This is a genomic window from Cochleicola gelatinilyticus (assembly GCF_001637325.1).
GTDB lineage: Bacteria > Bacteroidota > Bacteroidia > Flavobacteriales > Flavobacteriaceae > Cochleicola > Cochleicola gelatinilyticus.
This window is the reverse complement of record NZ_LRXL01000045.1, coordinates 1-20,460: the sequence shown is the minus strand read 5'-3', so window position 1 is coordinate 20,460 and position 20,460 is coordinate 1. Positions and strand designations below refer to the sequence as shown.

The 20,460-nt window shown below is 36.1% G+C and carries 17 protein-coding genes and 1 tRNA gene; 11 read left to right on the top strand and 7 right to left on the bottom strand.

Features of this window, described 5'->3' with window-relative positions:
* Positions 1 to 2 precede the first annotated feature (2 nt).
* The 6 genes from ULVI_RS10675 to ULVI_RS10650 all read right to left on the bottom strand — a co-directional run bounded on the left by ULVI_RS10675 (position 3) and on the right by ULVI_RS10650 (position 5,382).
* Positions 3 to 488 carry an ABC transporter ATPase gene (locus tag ULVI_RS10675; protein WP_068592647.1) on the bottom strand — a complete coding sequence of 162 codons (486 nt, stop codon included), beginning with the start codon at positions 486 to 488 and terminating at the stop codon, positions 3 to 5.
* Positions 489 to 576: 88 nt separating this feature from the next.
* Positions 577 to 1,368 (bottom strand): (Fe-S)-binding protein, encoded by a 792-nt coding sequence (locus tag ULVI_RS10670; RefSeq protein ID WP_068592646.1) that lies wholly within the window; start codon positions 1,366 to 1,368, stop codon positions 577 to 579.
* A gap of 96 nt (positions 1,369 to 1,464) precedes the next feature.
* Positions 1,465 to 1,899, bottom strand: a complete 435-nt coding sequence (locus tag ULVI_RS10665; protein ID WP_068592644.1) for an LNS2 domain-containing protein — start codon at positions 1,897 to 1,899, stop codon at positions 1,465 to 1,467.
* A gap of 30 nt (positions 1,900 to 1,929) precedes the next feature.
* On the bottom strand, positions 1,930 to 3,252 hold the full coding sequence (locus ULVI_RS10660) for a (Fe-S)-binding protein (protein ID WP_068592639.1): 1,323 nt from the start codon (positions 3,250 to 3,252) through the stop codon (positions 1,930 to 1,932).
* Between the two features lie 3 nt (positions 3,253 to 3,255).
* Positions 3,256 to 4,206 (bottom strand): MlaD family protein, encoded by a 951-nt coding sequence (locus tag ULVI_RS10655; RefSeq protein WP_068592638.1) that lies wholly within the window; start codon positions 4,204 to 4,206, stop codon positions 3,256 to 3,258.
* 54 nt (positions 4,207 to 4,260) lie between these two features.
* Entirely contained in the window at positions 4,261 to 5,382 is a 1,122-nt protein-coding gene (locus ULVI_RS10650) for an N-acetylmuramoyl-L-alanine amidase family protein (protein WP_068592636.1), read from the bottom strand.
* A 225-nt stretch (positions 5,383 to 5,607) separates the two neighbouring features.
* On the opposite strand from ULVI_RS10650, the gene ULVI_RS10645 reads away from it, so the two are divergent.
* Positions 5,608 to 8,325, top strand: a complete 2,718-nt coding sequence (locus ULVI_RS10645; protein ID WP_068593094.1) for a putative LPS assembly protein LptD — start codon at positions 5,608 to 5,610, stop codon at positions 8,323 to 8,325.
* 41 nt (positions 8,326 to 8,366) lie between these two features.
* Positions 8,367 to 8,747, top strand: a complete 381-nt coding sequence (locus tag ULVI_RS10640) for a Rid family detoxifying hydrolase (RefSeq protein WP_068592634.1) — start codon at positions 8,367 to 8,369, stop codon at positions 8,745 to 8,747.
* Between the two features lie 57 nt (positions 8,748 to 8,804).
* On the opposite strand, the gene ULVI_RS10635 is transcribed toward ULVI_RS10640, so the two are convergent.
* A complete protein-coding gene (locus tag ULVI_RS10635; protein ID WP_241780984.1) occupies positions 8,805 to 13,154 on the bottom strand; it encodes a translocation/assembly module TamB domain-containing protein in 4,350 nt (1,449 codons plus the stop codon).
* 135 nt (positions 13,155 to 13,289) lie between these two features.
* Between ULVI_RS10635 and tsaD the strand changes: the two genes are divergently transcribed.
* The 9 genes from tsaD (at position 13,290) to ULVI_RS10590 (ending at position 19,903) form a co-directional block, all read left to right on the top strand.
* Positions 13,290 to 14,312 carry a tRNA (adenosine(37)-N6)-threonylcarbamoyltransferase complex transferase subunit TsaD gene (gene tsaD, locus ULVI_RS10630; protein WP_068592630.1) on the top strand — a complete coding sequence of 341 codons (1,023 nt, stop codon included), beginning with the start codon at positions 13,290 to 13,292 and terminating at the stop codon, positions 14,310 to 14,312.
* A 93-nt stretch (positions 14,313 to 14,405) separates the two neighbouring features.
* Positions 14,406 to 15,014 carry an HPP family protein gene (locus tag ULVI_RS10625; protein ID WP_082830846.1) on the top strand — a complete coding sequence of 203 codons (609 nt, stop codon included), beginning with the start codon at positions 14,406 to 14,408 and terminating at the stop codon, positions 15,012 to 15,014.
* Between the two features lie 81 nt (positions 15,015 to 15,095).
* A complete protein-coding gene (locus tag ULVI_RS10620; protein WP_068592628.1) occupies positions 15,096 to 15,428 on the top strand; it encodes a TfoX/Sxy family protein in 333 nt (110 codons plus the stop codon).
* 21 nt (positions 15,429 to 15,449) lie between these two features.
* Positions 15,450 to 16,157, top strand: coding sequence for a 16S rRNA (uracil(1498)-N(3))-methyltransferase (locus ULVI_RS10615; protein WP_068592627.1), 708 nt, complete (start codon positions 15,450 to 15,452; stop codon positions 16,155 to 16,157).
* A gap of 82 nt (positions 16,158 to 16,239) precedes the next feature.
* Positions 16,240 to 16,881: a DUF4159 domain-containing protein gene (locus ULVI_RS10610; protein ID WP_068592625.1), complete on the top strand. Its 642-nt coding sequence runs from the start codon at positions 16,240 to 16,242 to the stop codon at positions 16,879 to 16,881.
* A gap of 6 nt (positions 16,882 to 16,887) precedes the next feature.
* Positions 16,888 to 17,391: a TrmH family RNA methyltransferase gene (locus tag ULVI_RS10605; protein WP_068592623.1), complete on the top strand. Its 504-nt coding sequence runs from the start codon at positions 16,888 to 16,890 to the stop codon at positions 17,389 to 17,391.
* Between the two features lie 34 nt (positions 17,392 to 17,425).
* Positions 17,426 to 18,523 (top strand): AI-2E family transporter, encoded by a 1,098-nt coding sequence (locus ULVI_RS10600; RefSeq protein ID WP_068592621.1) that lies wholly within the window; start codon positions 17,426 to 17,428, stop codon positions 18,521 to 18,523.
* Positions 18,524 to 18,527: 4 nt separating this feature from the next.
* Positions 18,528 to 19,691, top strand: a complete 1,164-nt coding sequence (locus ULVI_RS10595; protein ID WP_068592618.1) for a class I SAM-dependent methyltransferase — start codon at positions 18,528 to 18,530, stop codon at positions 19,689 to 19,691.
* Between the two features lie 127 nt (positions 19,692 to 19,818).
* Positions 19,819 to 19,903, top strand: a tRNA-Ser gene (locus ULVI_RS10590).
* Positions 19,904 to 20,460 lie beyond the last annotated feature (557 nt).

Below are 20,460 nucleotides of genomic sequence, written 5' to 3'. Positions count from 1 at the left end.
AACTATGCTAAAAAACGGTTATGCCAGCTCTCTTTTGCTGGAACTTCCCAATTTTCAAGATACTCAGCTTTTGTATTGACGAGATTATTAAATACTACGGTATTTCCAGAAACGGAGCGATTTTTTGCCATTTTTCTGAAATCGGTAAGCGATTTGTGAGCAATGAATTCACCATTGTAAAAAGTAACATTCATTTTATCTAACAATTCTACATCGAACTCTTTTTCTAGTTCTTGAATAAAATGTACTGAAGCATCAATGCTACAACCAGAAGCTGAAGCATTTGCTTGATTAAGACCTATAACAATAAAGCGATTGTATTTTAGTTCGAAACCTGCTTCTAGTTCACTTCCATGAGCAGTCCATTTTTCTAAAAAAGCATTTGTTTTAGTGTGTATTTTTTCTACTTCTTCGTCGGTTAATTTACGATTGGCTTGATAGATCCAAATACGGGAATTGTCTGGTAGATTGGTAAAATCTGTGAGCATAGTTCTCTTTCATTTAGTAATTTGGTAAAGGTCGCAAAGAATAACGGATTGTGAAATTTAGAAATCACAAAATAATGAGGCCTTTTTGTTAAAAATCCTCTGCTGTTGCAATCATTTCAGCAACATCCATTACAGCGATATCACCTTCTTTGTCTTTTCCTTTAACACCATCGGTAAGCATTGTATTACAAAAAGGACAACCTGCAGCTATTATATCTGGCTTTGTTTCGATCGCTTCTTCGGTACGTTCTATGTTCACGTCTTTTTTTCCTTCTTCTGGTTCTTTAAACATTTGAGCACCACCGGCACCACAACATAATCCACGAGATTTACAGCGTTTCATCTCAACTAATTCCACTTCTAATTTTTGGAGCAATTCTCTAGGTGCTTCATATTCTCCATTCGCACGACCTAAATAACAAGGATCATGAAACGTAATTCGCTTTCCTTTAAATTTTCCTCCTTCAACTTTAAGACGACCTTCACTTAAAAGCGATTTTAAAAATTGTGTATGATGAACCACTTCGTAATTTCCACCCAATTCTGGATATTCATTTTTAATGGTGTTGAAACAGTGCGGACACGCAGTAACGATCTTTTTAACCTCATATGAATTGAGAACTTCTATGTTTCCCATAGCCTGCATTTGAAACAGAAACTCATTTCCGGCACGTTTAGCCGGATCTCCGGTACAACTTTCTTCGGTACCTAATACGGCAAAATCTACACCGGCATTGTTTAATAATTTTACGAATGCCTTGGTAATCTTTTTGGCACGATCATCGAAACTACCAGCACAACCTACCCAAAAAAGAACTTCGGGTTGTTTGCCTTGCGCCATATATTCGGCCATCGTGGGTACTTTTATTGCGTCACTCATATAATTTCCCGATTAAACGGGTGTATTTTAATTACTATTAAAAAAGATGTAATATCTTAAGAAAACTTCAGAAAGAAACATCTTCTATTTTTTAATTTAATCTTCAAAAACTTGAATGGTTACTTCTTTTTCAACCAGATCGGTAAATTTACCTTTGTATCGGGTAGCCTTTACTAAATGATTATCAACCCAATGGTAATTACCTCCACGCGGTTTCCCCATTAATAGGGAATGGTAGTTAAATTTATGTTGTTTTAACCATTGCTCGGTTACCTCACGGTGCGATTCGGTTCGCGATGTAAAAAAGCAAATTATATGACCTTCATCATACCACTTATTTAACGTTTTTAATGCATCGGGAAAAGGCTCACAGGTAGCCATACGCTCTGGTTCTTCGTTAGGAACATCTTCAGTAATCGTTCCATCAATATCGATAAGGTAATTCTTAATTCCTTCTGGTAATATGGGACTTACATGAGATCCTTCTTCTACTTTTGCATGTAATATTTTTGCTACTTCTTCTTTTTTCATGATCTCAATTTCTTTCGCTTCGTATTGTTTTTATGCTTCGTTCTTCCAGTTTAATCGATCCATTTGATTGTAGGGCCAAGGAGCTCCATTGTTTTCGATATTTGTCATCGCTCCGTTTAATTCCATTGGAGCTGCTGACTGTTCCATAACCAAGTATTGTCGCATATCCATAATAATCGATAGTGGATCGATACTTACCGGACAAGCTTCTACACAAGCATTACAGGTCGTACACGCCCATAATTCTTCATGTAAGATATAGTCTCCTAATAATTGTTTTCCGTCAGGCTTAAACTCACCATTTTTAGTAATGTTTTTTCCTACTTCTTCCAATCGGTCACGGGTGTCCATCATGATCTTCCTTGGAGATAATTTCTTTCCTGTAATATTTGCTGGGCATTCACTGGTGCAACGTCCACATTCTGTACAGGTATAAGCGTTTAGCAATTGAATTTGATTAAGATCCATTACATCACTGGCTCCAAATTTTGCTGGTGCTTCTGCTCCTTCAGCTGGAGCGGCAAACGGATCTGCATTAGGATCCATCATTAATTTTACTTCATTGGTAACTGCTTCAAGGTTTTTAAACTTTCCTTTCGGAACTACTTTTCCGAAGTAAACATTAGGAAATGCTAACATGATGTGAAGGTGTTTCGACCAGTATAAATAGTTCAGAAATATTAATATCCCTAAAATGTGTAGCCACCACGCTGTTCTTTCAATAATAATAAGGGTTGCTTCTGAAAAATTTTCAAAAAGTGGTGCGATAAAACTACTTACAGGAAATGAACCCGCTTGTGTGTAATGTGCGGCACCCATTTGTTGCAACTGAAGGTCTGCTGCGTTCATTGTAAGAAACAGCACCATAAGAATCATTTCAAAATACAGAATAAAGTTACCATCATTTTTTGGCCATTCTGTCATTTCACGTGCCCAGAACCGTTTCAGTTTTTGTACATTTCTTCGAGTCCAAAAAAGAATTACACCAACAAGTACGAGTAGCGCTAAAATTTCGAATGAAGCAATAAGGAAATCATATACAGGACCTAGAAATGAAAAAATTCGGTGAGTTCCGAAAATACCGTCTATGACGATTTCCATCACTTCAATATTTATAATTATAAACCCGACATATACAACAATGTGCAACAACCCTGGAATAGGTCGTACCACCATTTTAGATTGCCCTAATGCAATTCGAAATACATTTCCCCATCGTTCAGCTTTATGGTCTGAGGTATCTACCCCATGTCCTAATTTAATATTTCGAATAACCTTACGGATATTCATGGTAAAAAAACCGACACCTACGACGAGCGCAATTAAGAAAAGAATATTAGGAATGTATTGCATAGTTTATTTATTGGGATCTTCTGGTTTTTCGTACTCTTTGTTTTTTCTTCCGAAGATTGAAAGGTGAACGTAACGTTTTGGATTTAATTTAAGATCTTGCATTAGTTCTTCTAATTGACGAGAGGCACCTTCTAGGTTTTCGTACAATTGTTCATCTTTTAATAACTTACCAACGGTTCCTTCTCCATTATCGATTCCTTCAACAATAGCATCGAAACGACTTACCACATCTTGAAGGTCTGTAACCAATTTTCCTGTTTCTAATTGCGATAAAGAATCTGATAAAGTAGCAAAGTTCTTAGCTGTAATATCTAGGTTGGTAAAAGTACGGTCAAGTTTGTCTGAGTTTCCTGCAAGAACCCCATTTAATTTTGTAGAAACCCCATTTAAGGAGTTTAATGTAGCATTTAAATTTTTAATAGCGCTTTTAAGATCCCTTCGTGTGGGTTCGTCAACTACATCGGTAAAGGCGAGTAATAAGGTATCGACAGTTGCCAATGTGTTATTTACTTTCTTTTCGAGAGGTCCTAATGCTTTAGTCACAGCACTAAGCATTCCATCTTCAATCTCCCCTCGAAGTGTATCACCAGATTTGGCAATATTTTCTCGATCATAGACAGGGAAAACTCCAAGAGACTTTCCTCCTATTAATCCACTGCTGTATATTCGCACCAGACTATTTTTTGAAAAATCGAAATCCTCGTCGAGCGCAAATTCAACTATGAGTCCACCTTCCCTATTTGCAAAATCGATGCTTTGTACTTTTCCTACATTAAGTCCATTTATGGTTACGGGGGCAGATTTTGCGAGTCCTTCTACGTTGTCGTACTTCACAAAAAAGGTTCGCTTTTTCTCAAGCAAATTGGTCCCTTTTAAATAACTATACCCAAATATAAATAGTAAGATCGCGCCAATGGCTAGTATTCCTGTTTTTACTTCTCTTGAGAGTCTCAAATGTTTTGAATTTTAATTCTTACAAATTTATGAATAAATATAAATAAACAGATTCTATTTATCTTCCGATTTTAAGACTTCGGAGAGTTTTATTTTTTTTCGCCCTTTAAAGGCTACAATATACCCGCCAGAATATCCTTTTTCACGGGCAAATGTTTTCATTAATTGAATTTTATTATAATCTGAAGTTTCCCCGTAATAATATTTCCACAACCCGTCTTCTTCATTGCGACTTACGTCTTTCAACCCTTTAAAATTATAGGCTTTTAAATCGATTTTTTTACTGCTGGCAGCGATTTGAACTTTAAAGGTAATTCCTTCATATTTTTTTTCTTCGGTAGTTTCAATCGCTTTGTCGATCTCTTCTTGGGTAATTTCAGGGTTTTGGGATCTCGATGTTGCCATTCCTAAATTTTTCTGGTAGGTTATAATTCCTTCCGAAATAGATTCTGCCATTTCCTGCTGGCCTTTTTTAGAATTTAGATAGGCTCCTTCTTTTCTATTAGTGAGAAATCCTGTTTCGACCAAAACGCTAGGCATATAGCTTTGATGCAATACAATAAAACCAGCTTGTTTTACACTTCTATCCTTACGTTTCAGTTTATTAGTAAAATTATTCTGAATCAAGCTCGCCAACATGATACTCTGATCTAGGTATTCTTCCTGCATTAAGGTAAGACCAATAAACGACTCTGGCGAGTTTGGATCGTACCCTGCATACTTTTCTTGATAATCTTTTTCTAAAAAAATTACTTCATTTTCTTTTTTAGCCACTTCTAGGTTCCGCTTGTTAGCATGCAGTCCTAATACAAAAGTTTCCGTACCATAAGCATCGCTATTGTGTGCATTACAATGTACCGAAACAAAAAGATCTGCATCGGCTCTATTTGCAATTGCTCCACGTTCCCAAAGATCTATAAAAGTGTCATCTTTTCTGGTATAGATTACTTTTACACCATCGATCTTACTAATAATTTTTCCGACCTCTAAAACGATTTTCAATGCAATATCTTTTTCCTTGTATCCATTCCCTGTATTTCCAGAATCATGCCCCCCATGCCCCGCATCTAAAACAACGACAAAAGGTTTTGTGGTATTATTCTTGTGATTTGCAAAAACAAATAAAGTATTTACGAAAAAGGCAAATACGAAAAAGTGAATTAGTTTCGTTTTCATATAGTTAGTAACGTATCTTGAAATTTGATATTTTAATTTTTTGATTTTAAAAGGTAGCCCGAAAAATATGCTTAATTTTGACGTTTCAAAAATTAAGCCAAAGGTCTGTCAGGGTTTTTACACACCTTCTATTAAGACCAGGTGTTTTCGTAGCATATTTTGTTATTACAATACGCAAATTTAACCAAAATTACTTCGGAAACACACAAAATTTATAGCGCAGCATTGCAAACAAAAAAGCACTATGTATCGGTTGTCTTTATTCTTCTGCTTCTTTGCAGCAACGGTTTGTATTCGCAAGATATTCCTCCAAATGAAAATCCAGACATTCCTTCTACTGTAGTAACAGATTCACTTACACCACAACCGAAGCCTGTAGTTCTAGAAACTAATGAAGCTGTTTCAGACACCGTAAAAACAGATTCAGTTCAACCGCCTAAAGAAACGCTCACCGATATTGTAGATTATTACGGTGAAGATTATGTATACCTCGACCGATTGGAAAATAAAGTGTATATGTACAATAAAGCCTATGTGATCTATGGTGACACGAGGATCGACGCTGGACTTATTATTCTCGATTACAACAAAAATGAAGTGTACGCTAAAGGAATTGATAGCGCTGGAGTGTATTCTCAAAAACCAGTGTTTGTTCAAGCAGCTAATGAAGTACGACCCGATTCGATTCGTTTTAATTTTGATTCAGAAAAGGCGATTGTATTTAATTCTCGTACCGAGCAAAGCGGCTTTAATGTAATCGCTGAAGTCACTAAAAAAGAAAATGATTCGGTAGTATTTCTACGGAATGTAAAATTTACCACTTCAAAAAATATAGACGATCCAGAATATTACTTCTATACGCGAAAAGCAAAATTCGTTCCGAAGAAAAAGATCGTAACTGGACTTACAAACATGTACATTGCCGATGTTCCAACACCCATCGGATTACCATTTGCATATTTCCCTTTAACTGAAGATAGAACTTCTGGATTTATTATTCCTGCCATCGGTGATAATAATGCACGTGGATTTTTCTTTCAAAACGGAGGGTATTATTTTGCTATTAACGACTATGTAGATCTTACACTATTAGGAGATTACTATACAAATGGTAGTTATGGTTTACGAGGGGAATCTTCGTATCGGGTTCGTTATAAGTTTAATGGAAATGTTAGTGTTCGATATGAAAATCTTATTAATGAAGAGCGCGGTTTTCCTAATTTTAGTCAGAGCTCCCAATACAATATAAGATGGACGCATACGCAAGATCAAAAGGCAAGTCCAAACTCTCGTTTTTCAGCTTCCGTAAACCTTGGAAGTCAGAGGTATTTTCAAGAATCTATAAATGTAAATAACAATGCTAGTTCGTTAGTTAACACCCTACAGTCATCTGTCTCGTATTCCAAGACTTTCGATGGTGAACCTCAGGTAAATACTACTATCGCAGCAACACATTCACAGAATACAAACACAGGAAATGTAACCCTTTCTTTACCCAATGTAACCGCAAGCGTATCTCGAATATTCCCTTTTGCTCCTAAAGTTGGAGTTAAAAAAGGAATTCTGCAAAATATTAATTTACAGTATGATGTTCGGGGTGAAAATCGAATTAATACAGTCGATTCTTTATTTCTGAAACCAGAGATGTTTAATGATGCTTTAGTAGGGGTTCAACACACCATCCCTATTAGTACAAATTTTAAAATTTTAGATTATTTAAGTGCTTCTGCTAGTACAACATTTAGAGAAACATGGACCTTAAAAACATTTAGACAGCGTTTCGATGAAGATTTAAATGATGGTAACGGAGCCGTTGTAACAGACACTATACCTGGCTTTGACAGTTACCGCACATATAATTTTTCAACTAGCCTAGGATCTACCGTGTACGGAACTTTTAATTTTGGAGAAGATAAAAAAATACAAGCTATACGTCATGTGGTGCGACCAAGTTTAAGTTATAATATCAATCCTGGTTTCGATCAATATTACGACACTTACAGTAGACCACCCGCTACAGCCGACCCAGACATAAATGAAGAAATTGTTTCATATTCCCGATTTCAAGGAACTTTATACGGTGTGCCAGGGCAAAATTTTTCGAGTAGTATAGGAATGAGCCTTAGCAATACGTTTGAAGCAAAAGTACGTGACAAAGACACCACCGCGACCGAACCAAAAAAGGTAGTACTTATAAATAATTTAAATTTTTCAACTGCCTATAATCTAGCGGGAGACTCTTTAAATTGGAGTCCATTACGGTTCTCTGGAAGCATTCCTATTGTTGAAAAACTAGACTTTAATTTTAATGGAGTACTCGACCCTTATGCTCTAGATAATAGTAACAATAAAATCGATATGTTTAATATTGAAAATGGGGGTAGTTTATTTCGATTAACAAACGCAAATATTAGTGTTAACTACACATTTTCTAGCAAAGATTTTGAAGGAAAAAGTCGCGATCCCGATCGGTTAAATAACGACACCTTTAGAAACGGAGGACGTCCCGATGATTTGTTTGGGGACAACACCGATATAAATAATGGTGCTATTTTCGAGGAAGAAGATGATGACGGAACCGAAAAAAATGTTGAATGGTACAACTATAAAATACCTTGGGATCTTAGGCTTGCCTATACTGCAACATATTCTAATTCTCGCAGGCAGAATGAAATTTCTTCACAATCCCTTATGTTTAGTTCTAATTTAGAATTATCCCCCCGATGGCAAGTGGGTGTTTCCTCTGGATATGATTTTAAAAACAAAGGAGTTACGCTTACACAATTCAGGTTTCAAAGAGATCTTGAAAGCTGGCAAATGAGTTTTAACTGGACGCCCATTGGTAGTATTAATACATCTTGGTATTTCTTTGTTGGTATTAAATCATCCATTCTTAGTGATATTAAATACGACAAACGTAGAGAACCAGACCAAAGGCTTTAATTTATTAGTATATTGGAGTTTGATCTCTAACTAAAATAATCATGAAGAAAATTATTAATACTCCAAACGCACCCGCTCCTATCGGACCTTACAATCAAGCTGTTTTACACGGAACGATGTTATATACCTCTGGACAAATTGCAATAGATCCGAAAAATGGAAAACTTTTTAAAGGCACCATTCAAGACGAAACACAACTTGTCATGGAGAATATGAAAGCCGTTCTCGCAGCAGCAGGAATGACCTTCGAAAATGTATTAAAGAGCTCTATTTTTATTAGTAATATGAAAGACTTTAGTAAAATCAACGAAGTATATGCTAAGTATTTCGATGAAGCTACGGCGCCAGCCAGAGAAACTGTGGAAGTGGCAAACCTTCCTAAATTTGTGAATGTAGAAATTTCGATGATCGCTTCGTTATAGAAATAAAGTTGAAGTTGTTTCTGAAACTATAATCCTTCGATATACCTTCAGAAATAATTATTCATTTTCCTGTCGTGCTTCTGTATTGAAGTTCACAGGTAACGAATTATCGTCGGGGGTTACGGGAAGTGGTTCTTCCGATTCTAAAGTAAGCTTTTTATTGAAAAGTTTATCGACAAGCTCACGGAAAGTATCGAAATCAACGGAATATGAAATACCTCCACCCTGTTCGAAAATCTGATCTTCCCCGATAAACTGAATATCTGCCTGACGATTGAAGAATTTCATCCGCAGACTTCCATCTTCATTCACTAACCACTGCACCTCAATATCACCTGCAATTGCAGTCTCATTAACTCCTCCCACAGGAATACCTACTTTTCCGTTAATAAGAATTCGTTCGTTAATTTGAGTTGATAAGGTAATTCCAAACCGATCGGCAGACTCTTGGTTAGGCAGTCTACTTCCTTGCGAATAATCTAATCCAACCTTAAACTTCCCATCTTGATCGGCAAATAATTCGTTTACAATACCAGAAACACGTTCGGCAACCAATGCTGTTGGTGCAATCCCTGCATTGTCGTAAGTGTCACTAATAAATGTGTTTGTTGCAACTAAGAATAACGCCTGCTTTTGTCGCTGCTCTTGATTTTGTAATTTATATTCTAATTCACTACGAACGACCGAACTAGTTCTAGGGAATTCGATTCGAAAATTTAAATCTGGTTGTATAATTTCTCCCGTAAGATCTACTAGAACATCTACTGGTATTCTTCTGTTAACGGTTGGGTTGTCTAAAAGTACCGATGGATTTGCTTCTGTAGAATATTTTGCACTAATATCGAGTCGTGCTCGTTCTGGAACTCCATCCCAATTAATGTTTCCGCCTGGAACCACTGCAATATTTCTTTGTATTAATCCGCCGTATCTAAAATCGAACAATCCTTCAATCACGGTAAATTCTCCCCACATCTGAAACTTTCCGAGGGTATTAATACGAATTAACAAGGTTCCTGCTCCTCTTCCTATTAATCGCGAATTATTTACTTGATCTACAACGACCTCTACCTCTGCATTATCATTAATATCTAAATCGAAATTAAGCGACAGGCCTTTAGGATCGTCCAGATCTAGTTGCTCTCCACTAATACGCGCTTCTTTTTCTTTTGGCGATAAAAACCGAATAAAAGAATCGTCGCCAATAGATTCGGTATCACTCAACGGAATTTTGAACGTAGTTCCCTCTTCGGTAGACGCTAGAACGTCGATAACTAATTCATCGATTGGACCAGCTATCGTTGCTTCTCCACTAATAAAAGCAGTTCCATAATACAAGGCATCTTCTTCCGCTGGGGTGTCCAGAACCAACAATCGTTCGTCCGCTTGGATAGAGAGATCTAATGCCCATTTTGAAAAATTTTCGTGAGTTGCATTCCCCGTGAATAATCCAGTTGTACCGTATTTTGTATCGGTAATAATCGAGTTGTTTATTTCGAGTTTATTCTTTGTGACCAGAACGGTGGTATTTTCATCCAAATCGAAATCTGTATTAAGATACGGTACTTTTAACCCACTATTTTCAAGATTAAAGCGACCCAAAATATCAGGGGACTTATAATCGCCCGAAACCCTTGCACTTCCAGAAATAAGACCTCGAATGTCGGTAATAACATCCCCGCCGAACGGACTAAATGCTTGCATATTAAATTCATTAAGATCGATTTTCATTTCGATACGAGGATTGTTTGGAGAGACATCGATTTTTCCGACGGCATTAATCGATTTTACTTGATTGTTGGTTAACGAAGTATTGATACTATACTCTGTAAGGTTTTCATTTCCTGTTACTGAAAGAAGTAGATCCCCAAACCCAATATCGTTAATAATAACGTTATCGATTCGCATTTTAGAATCGGGGTAATAGGCTCCGTTTTTCTGAAGGAAATTTAGTTTACCATTTAGATTTCCCGCTAAACGTAAACTATCTATATGAGGCGTTAGGTTGCCAATATTTACATCGTTAAACTGAAGCTTTAGATCTTTATAAGTAGAATCTCGAAGCTGTCCAGACATCTGTATAATTTCATTGTTATGGCTTAACACTAATGAATCTATGCGAACGGTCTGAAAATTATCATCGAACACTACTTTGTTTAATCGGTCTTCGTTCTCATTAAGATACCAAACATTTTCTTTATAAGTAATATCAGATTTCTTTACTCCTACTACAGATTTTCCCGATGGATTTATTGTATGGTACAAAGACAAGTTAAATAAATCTTCTTTTTTAGAGCCTCCTTTAAATTCCGCCCGAACAAAAAGAGTGTCTTTTATTGTTTTGTTAATTACATTTACATCGATCACATCATAAAATCCAGCATCTACAGAATCTACAGCTATAAAAGTATTATAGAGAGGATTGTCATTATCAACTTGAAGGTTAACGGTATTCATATAATTATCGAACAGCACGATCTCAGGAGAACGAAAGTCCAGCTTAAATTTAGATTGATCTGAAGATACCGAGCCTCTAATTCGCGTATTTTCACCTAACTGAAGCTGTGGCACGAAAACTTCAACAATCTTATTATAAACCGTAAAGTTATAATCTATGTATTGATTGGTTGTGACCTCGCTAGGAATGTAATTGGTATAAATACTTCCTATTCCATTTACAAAAAGATTGGGAATGTCTTCTACTAAAAATTCTCCAGTAATGGATCCATTTATAATGTCGGGGGAATCGATGGTAATAGTTCTTACAGGACCTTCAAACGTAGAAATGATCTTGAAATCATCGAAGTAAAAATCGTCATCGGCAGTCTGGTAAAAGGTTTCCATAAAGGAGATGGTTCCTTTAGCATCATTTATAGTGGTGCCATCCATATCCATTATAACCTTTCCGGCGAAGACCGAAACACTGTCTCGTTTAAATAAATTTAGCTTATTTAATTCAGCATAGGTAACATCGGCTTCAAAATCGTATTGATTAAAATCTTTCGACACGTCGACCAGTCCTTTAAAATCTAGCTTTAAATTGGGATCATTAATGGTAAGTTCTCCATTGAACAATGGATTCTTCAGATTCCCTGAAACATTTATATTTTTATACGTGTATCCTTCAAAAGTAAAAGAAGAAATTTTCCCAGTGATTGCAGTACTCACTGTATTTTGTGTAAACCCTCGACCATCCACATTTAAATTGGCAGTCATTGTTCCGAAGGAAATAGAATTAGCGATTTTACCAAGATTAAAATTATCTAAGCGTATATTTCCTTTATAGTATGCATTATCGAAATCATTGATATTCCCCATAGAAAGATTGGTTTCAGCACTTCCTATGGACGTTCTTATGGTACTCTTTGTATCTAATTTAGTGGCACTAATGCTAGTATTTCCTTGAAAAGTAAAAGTTCCAATTACTTTAAGTTGTTCCGGAAGAACATCGCCAAGCACACGAGGCATAAAACGACGCAACTCGTAATAGTTGGTGCGAATGCTGTGGTTTAAAGCGGTAATAGAGTATAAATCGCTTCCTTTTAAAAGATCTTTAAACGCAAAATTTCCAACCACGCGCATATCACCGGACTCTAGGCGTGCATTTTCGAAAGTGAAGTCATTGAGCGTACCATCGAGAGATCCGTTTAGAAAAATAAGTTGATCTGTACCAAACTCATTATAAAATGCATTTAGATCGTTGGTCGAAATTTTAGTATTGTTTAAATCTGCCTTGATCACAACGGTGTTTTCAAAATCACCTAACCCACCATCACCATAGGTCATAATAACTTCTCCGTTGATTTCAGAATCTTCACTCTCTAGCGTTAGCTCTTTTAAAGAAATTGCTTCGGTAGTATAAGAAAAATCTGATTTTAAATTTTTAATAGAGAAACCTCGATCCGCATTTAGCGAAAGTTCTTTTATGTTCGCAAACACATCGGGACCAGTGATTTTAAAATTGTCTGCAATCGCATTTACATTCGTTAAATCAAAAATTACAGGAGTATCGAGATTTTCGTCTGTAATTTTTACGTGACTTTCTCTTAAAATTACATCATTACTAAAAAGCGTAAAAGGGGTACTACTTTGTTTTCCAGTATTAAATTTTTCTGAAAAAATATACAAGTTATCATCCTCCTCATCTTTGTATGTTTTCACGTATAATTTCGCATTACTAAGTGCAATGTTTCCGAAGCCAAGATCTCCTTTTATTAGATTTTGAAAGCTTAATATGTTGGTTTGAAGCTCTTTCGAATAAATTAGCGTATCGTCATGATGGTCTGCAATATAAACCTCTCGAATATCAACTTCGCCTTTCCAGTTGAGTCCTAATCGATGGATATTAATATTGGTACCATAGGTCTCATTAAGATCTTTGGTAACTCGATTGGCTACATAAGTTTGCACGGAAGGAATAGAAAAAACAATAATCGTAAGTACGATAAGCAGTACAATAACTGCGAAGATGCGAAGTACTATTTTTCTAAATTTTTTGATACGCTTTTAAAGTTTTAATTTTACACGCAATAAACATACCTAATCTTGAACGATACGAACACTTATATACTTGGAATCGAATCCTCCTGCGACGATACTGCTGCTGCTGTTATTCACAACGGTGTAGTACTCGCCAATGTTGTTGCCACACAAAAAATACACGAGGAATATGGTGGCGTGGTCCCCGAGTTGGCTTCGCGTGCTCACCAAAAGAATATTGTTCCGGTGGTTAGCCAAGCACTTCGCAGGGCAAATATCGACAAAAATCAATTAAGTGCCATAGCTTTTACAAGAGGTCCCGGACTTATGGGATCTTTGTTGGTAGGCACCTCATTTTCAAAGTCATTAGCGATGGGGTTAGACATCCCATTGATTGCTGTAAACCATATGCAAGCGCATATTCTAGCTCATTTTATTAAAGCAGAAGATCAAACTGCACCAAATTTCCCTTTTTTAGCATTAACAATTAGTGGAGGACATACTCAAATAGTAAAAGTGACCAGTTATTTTGAGATGGAAGTAATAGGTCAAACTATAGACGATGCAGTAGGCGAAGCATTCGATAAATCTGCGAAAATTTTAGGACTTCCTTATCCCGGCGGCCCTTTAATCGATACGTATGCACAACAAGGAAATCCGAAAGCTTTTCGATTTACCAAACCAAAGGTAAAACCTATGGACTTTAGCTTCAGCGGACTTAAAACAGCAGTTCTTTATTTTGTTGAAAAGCAGGTAGACCTTAATCCTGATTTTATTTCCGAAAATATTGAAGATGTGTGCGCAAGTCTTCAACACACTATTGTAGAGTACTTAATGGACAAACTAAAAAATGCTGTAAAAGCAACTGGGATTAAAGAGATTGCCATTGGTGGGGGTGTTTCAGCAAATAGTGGAATTCGAAAGGCACTAAAAGATGCAGAACAAAAATATGGCTGGAAGACACACATTCCTAATTTTGAGTATTGCACCGATAATGCTGCCATGATCGCAATTGTTGGAGAGTTAAAATACAAACAAGGGATCTTCAACACACAGGAGATAGCTGCAAATGCACGTATGAAACTTTAAATCTTAAACATCTGTATGCTCATTTTTTGATGTTGAATGAACAAAAGGTAAAAATACGTTTGTAAAAGTGATGTAGACCGAACACAAATAATAATGAGAATACGCCAAAAAATAAAGAGAAACGCTAGGATCTCAAAATATGTGATCTATAAAGAGACTTTAATTGATTTTAAAGAACAGTTTTGGTCATTTATTGGAGCATTTGTAGGTATTGGACTTATTGCTTTTATTCAGTCGTTTTATTTGCCCGAATTAGAAAATGTACTTTTAATTGGTTCCTTTGGTGCATCAAGTGTGCTTATTTTTGCAGCGATACAAAGTCCCTTAACACAACCTCGAAATTTTATTGGCGGACAGATAATTTCTGGACTTATTGGAGTTACAATTTTTAAATTTTTTCCAGAAATTATTTGGATTACTGCACCACTTGCGGTTGCAACTTCGATACTTGCCATGCAAATTACCAAAACATTACACCCACCCGGTGGTGCTACAGCATTGATTGCAGTAATAGGAACCGAAAAAATTAAAACGTTAGGCTATTTTTATGTCATTTCACCAGTATTAACAGGCACCATTATTTTATTTATAACCGCCCTTATTTTTAATAATATAACTAAACATAGATCGTACCCCACAAATAGCAGGTTAACACGAGTTTTTAAAAGTAAAGGTTTAAAACAAAAGAAAAACAACAATTAGTTCTGTGAGGAACACCTGCCATCCAAAAGTTTACGTAGCTTTGATTAATCGGCAAAAGAAAGTTTTTATACATACTCGTGCATGACTCCAAATTCTGAAGATTTAATTCGAAGACTAAAAGTGGCTCTATTGCCCTGGACTGCACACATTACCGAGAAAAAAATGTTTGGAGGCTATTGCTTCTTGTACAAATCAAAAATGTGTGTTGGGGAAACTAAAGAACGTCTAATGGTTCGAGTGATTTCAGAAAAAATGGAGGGGACACTACGGCAGCCACATGTTACTCCAATGAACTTTACAGGGAAACCTACAAAAGAATTTATTTTTGTTGCTTCGGAAGGATATAATACCGAAGAAAAATTACAACAATGGATCGAGTTGGGTATTGAACACGCCGAACGAACATCAAAATAACTCATTTTTACCCTTTTTACTTTGAATTTATTTTACACGCCACATACTAAAGAAACCGATACCGAAATTGTTTTCGAAAAAGAAGAAAGCCGTCACCTCGGAAAAGTTCTTCGAAAAAAAGAAGGCGATCGCATACATTGCACCAACGGGTCAGGTTTTTTCTTTGAAGTTGAACTTATAAGTGTACACCAAAAACAGTGTGTTGCAAAAATCTTAAAAGCTGAAAAACAAGCACCTCTCCCCTATTCGCTTCATATGGCAGTTGCCCCAACCAAACTAAACGATCGATTTGAATGGTTTCTGGAAAAAGCAACCGAAATAGGGATCACAGAGATTACTCCAATTATTTGCGATCACAGCGAACGTAAAGTTATTAAACCTGAACGCTATGAAAAGATTTTAGTGAGCGCAATGAAACAATCACTTAAAGCATATCTCCCAAAATTGAATGAAGCGATTCCTCTTGAGAAATTTTTAGCTATATCAGACAAAGAAACCCTTTCATGCATTGCACATTGCGAAGAAACCAACAAGAAATCATTTAAATCTCAATTAAGACCTAAAACGTCTGTAGTAATTCTTATTGGACCCGAAGGTGACTTTTCAACTTCCGAAATTGAAAATGCCATTGCTTCCAATTTCATTCCTGTAAGTTTAGGAAATTCTCGTTTGCGAACAGAAACCGCAGCTGTAGTAGCGTGTCACAGCGTGGCTTTTGTAAATGAGTAGTGAAATTATTATATAAATTATTTTAATTCGACTTAAAAAACACCCTTCTATTTGCACCGCATTTATTTGTATTTTTGAAACCATGCGTAAACTCATTCTTATTTTATTAGTACTTTGTTCGGGCGTTATGTCGGCTCAAAAATTAGCCGTTTTACAGTACGGTGGTGGTGGTGATTGGTATAGTAATCCTACGGCGCTCCCCAATTTAATTCAATTTTGTAATGAACAAATTAATACTACGCTCATAGCTAAGCCCGAAACTGTGACTCCAGAAAGTGTTGATCTTTTCGATTATCCTTATGTACATATGACGGGACATGGAAATGTTTTTTTTACTTCTGAAGAAGCTCAAAATCTTAGAGACTATTTAATAAGTGGAGGATTTTTGCATATCGATGATAATTATGGAATGGATCAATACCTTCGGAAAGAGATTGTGAAAATTTTCCCAGATTTTGAATTGAAAGAACTTCCTGGAAATCATCCAATTTTTAATTTTCATTATAATTTCCCAAAGGGATTGCCTAAAATTCACGAACACGATAACTCTCGTCCGCAAGCATTCGGAATCGAATTTGAAGGTCGTCTCATTCTTTTATACACCTACGAAAGCGATCTTGGAGATGGATGGGAAAATCAAGAAATTCATAACGACCCACAAGAGGTTCGTTTAAAAGCATTGCAAATGGGCGCTAATATTGTAAAATACGCATTCGAAAATTGAGCTAAAATGTCACAACAACTCACACATGACATGACCTCTGTTTCCATTCGTAAAAATAAAATTGTGGTTCTTTGTGACGGTTTGCAAAGCCCTTCAAACGTAGGAGGTCTTTTTAGAATTTGTGATGCCTTTGGTGTTTCAGAAATTGTTTTTTCTAATGCTACTATTAATTTTAATTCTTCAAGACTGCGAAAAACAGCTCGAAATACCAATAAAATAGTACCCTATCGTATAGTTGATGATGTACCTTCAGAAATAGAACAGTTTCAGAAACAAGGCTTTACAATAACAGCATTAGAAATTACCGAAACAAGTGAACCAATTCAATCCTTATCAATTAGTGAAGATGAAAAAATTATCTTGATCCTTGGAAACGAACAGCAAGGTGTTTCCAAACAAATTTTGTCTTTAGCAGATAAAATCGCACATATTCCAATGTACGGTGTAAATAGTAGTATGAATGTAATACAAGCAACGGGAATAGCCCTGTATGCCTTAACAAAAAATTGATATTTTAGCATTTAGATTGTGCTATATTTACAACATGAAAGATAACGCCAAGGCAATTACAGTTGGAATACTAAAAGTGGTAGCAATTCTTACTGGAGTTATTTTATTGCTTTGGTTTTTATACGAAATTCAAGCCCTTATTTTATTTATTGGGATTGCAGCTGTAGTGTCACTTATTGGCCGCCCCGTCGTTTTATTTTTAAGAAGTCGACTCAAGTTAGGCAACACGTTATCTTCTATTATAACATTATTGTTAGTAATTGCTTCAGTTATTTTGCTTCTTTGGGTTTTCACTCCTATTGTAATAGAACAAAGTAAAACCATCTCTAAGATCGATTTCGACCTTGTAAAAAGAGATCTTAATGAATTAAACATTCAAGCAAGTGACTATCTTGGTGTAGAACGAATTGATATCGTTGAAGCGATTAAAAACACCTCGTATGTTCGAAACTTTGAAATGGAAGTTATTCCTAGCTTCGTAGAAGTTTTCTTTGGAAATGTTGGGAGTTTTATGGTTGGCCTTTTTTCGGTATTGTTTATTTCCTTTTTCTTACTTAAAGACGATAAGCTAATTACAGGAACGGTAACTGTATTTGCCAAAGAAAAAAATGAACGTCGATTTATGATGGTCTTTACCAAAATTAAAGAGTTGCTTTCTCGCTATTTTATAGGTCTATTGCTTCAAATTACAATACTTACCTTATTTTATTCAGTATTGCTATTATTTCTAGATATTAAAAATGCCATTGCTATTGCACTTATTTGCGCTTTTTTGAATATCGTTCCTTATCTCGGACCTCTTATTGGAGGCTTTTTAATGCTTCTTGTAGTTATATCTAATAATCTTGGTGCTGACTTTTCAACAGAGTTGTTACCGCTCTTAATTTACACCTCAATTGGATATGCTATAGCCCAAACATTCGATAATTTGATTACTCAGCCAGTAATATTTGGAAAAAGTGTTAGGTCGCACCCTCTTGAAATTTTTCTTGCTATCCTGATTGGTGGATTTGTTTTTGGAATTGCAGGAATGATTCTAGCAGTCCCCACATACACTGCTATAAAAGTGATTTCAAAGGAGTTTCTTTCAGAATATAAAATAGTAAAACGTCTTACAAAAAACTTATATTAATACTTTGAACAAGAAACTGTTAAGCGCTACGGTCCAGGAATTTATAATAAATTATAACGACCCCTTAGAAAAACTCGCGTTTGCTGGAAGCCCTTTTAAGGAAATTACGACTCAAGAGCTAATTCAGCAAATTGAAAGTAGAAAAAAGACTGTAAAAAAACTACCTTCTTATTATAATACAGAAGGAGTTTATTATCCTCCAAAACTGAATATAGAACAGACTTCTTCTGAAGAAACAGCGGCCTATAAAGCAACCATAGTGGCAGGAAATAATATTGCAGACCTTACTGGTGGTTTTGGGGTAGACAGCCTTTACTTCGGAAAGAATTTTCGGCAGGTAGATCATTACGAGCATAACGAAGCTTTGTCTGAAATTGCAGCACACAACTTTATAATGCTTAACGCAAGAACAATCACCTGTTTTGCACAAGATGGACTCTCTGGAATTGAAAATAAAAAATACGATGTTATTTATATTGACCCTTCCCGCCGACATAATACTAAGGGGAAAGTATTCTTTTTAAGAGACTGTGAACCTAATATTCCAGAAGTTTTAGACACACTTTTCAATCACACCTCCACAATATTACTGAAAACGTCTCCAATGCTTGATCTCTCAATAGGACTTGAAGAACTTAGTAATGTTGAAGAAATTCATGTCGTGGCTGTTTCAAATGAAGTAAAAGAACTCGTATGGTTACTGAAAAAAGATTGTTTTAATACTCCATTAATAAAAACCATTAATTACACAAACGAGGTTGTTGAGACTTTCAACTTCAAATTAAGCGACACTTCTGAAACTATTTATGATAATCCAAAACGATTTCTCTACGAACCAAACACTGCAATTTTAAAAAGCGGAGCATTTCACCTGCTTTCTGATGCTTTTAAGGTGAAAAAATTACACCAGCACAGTCACTTATACACAAGTGAAGCGTTAAGAGAATTTCCTGGCCGTAGGTTCTCTATAGATAAGGTGGTTAATTATTCTAAGAAAGAAATGCGTGGATTGCATATTGACAAAGCAAATATTAGTATTAGAAATTTTCCCGAATCTGTAGCTACATTACGAAAGAAATGGAACATAAAAGATGGTGGGGAGCTATATTTGTTTTTTACAACCACTATTGAAAACCAAAAGATTTTATTGGTTTGCAGCAAGTTATAAGGTTAAAAAAAACAAATAAGATCCTTCAAAAAATTTTCCTTTAAAAAAGAAGCATAAATTTTGTGAAATCTCAAATGAAAAGTTACCTTTGCAACCGCTCTTTTAAAAGAGGACGTTCTTATTTTTTGGAGAGTTGCCAGAGTGGTTAATGGAGCAGTTTGCTAAACTGTCGACGGGTAACTGTCGCGTGGGTTCGAATCCCACACTCTCCGCAAAAATTTTTTGAGATCTTTTTAAGAACTTAAAATTTAGAGATTTCGGTGAAAGCTAATCTCGGGGTGTAGCGTAGCCCGGTCATCGCGTCCCGCTGTAGGCGGGAAGGTCACAGAGTTACATAAAGGTTGCTTAGTGCTGTCTTAACCTCGTGGAAATACTGAAATACTGATTAATTATACACCACTCGGGGTGTAGCGTAGCCCGGTCATCGCGTCCCGCTGTAGGCGGGAAGGTCACAGAGTTACATAAAAGTTGCTTAGTGCTGTCTTAACCTCGTGGAAATATTGAAATACTGATTAATTATACACCATTCGGGGTGTAGCGTAGCCCGGTCATCGCGTCCCGCTGTAGGCGGGAAGGTCACAGAGTTACATAAAGGTTGCTTAGTGGCGTCTTAACCTCGTGGGAATATTGAAATACTGATTAATTATTCACCATTCGTGGCTTTGTGTTGGCCGGTCATCGCGTACAGGTGGAGGAGGGTCGCCTAGAGCGTTTCATAGATGTATGTTAGAGGAGCTAGAATACCGTGCGAGACTACTACTATCTTGTG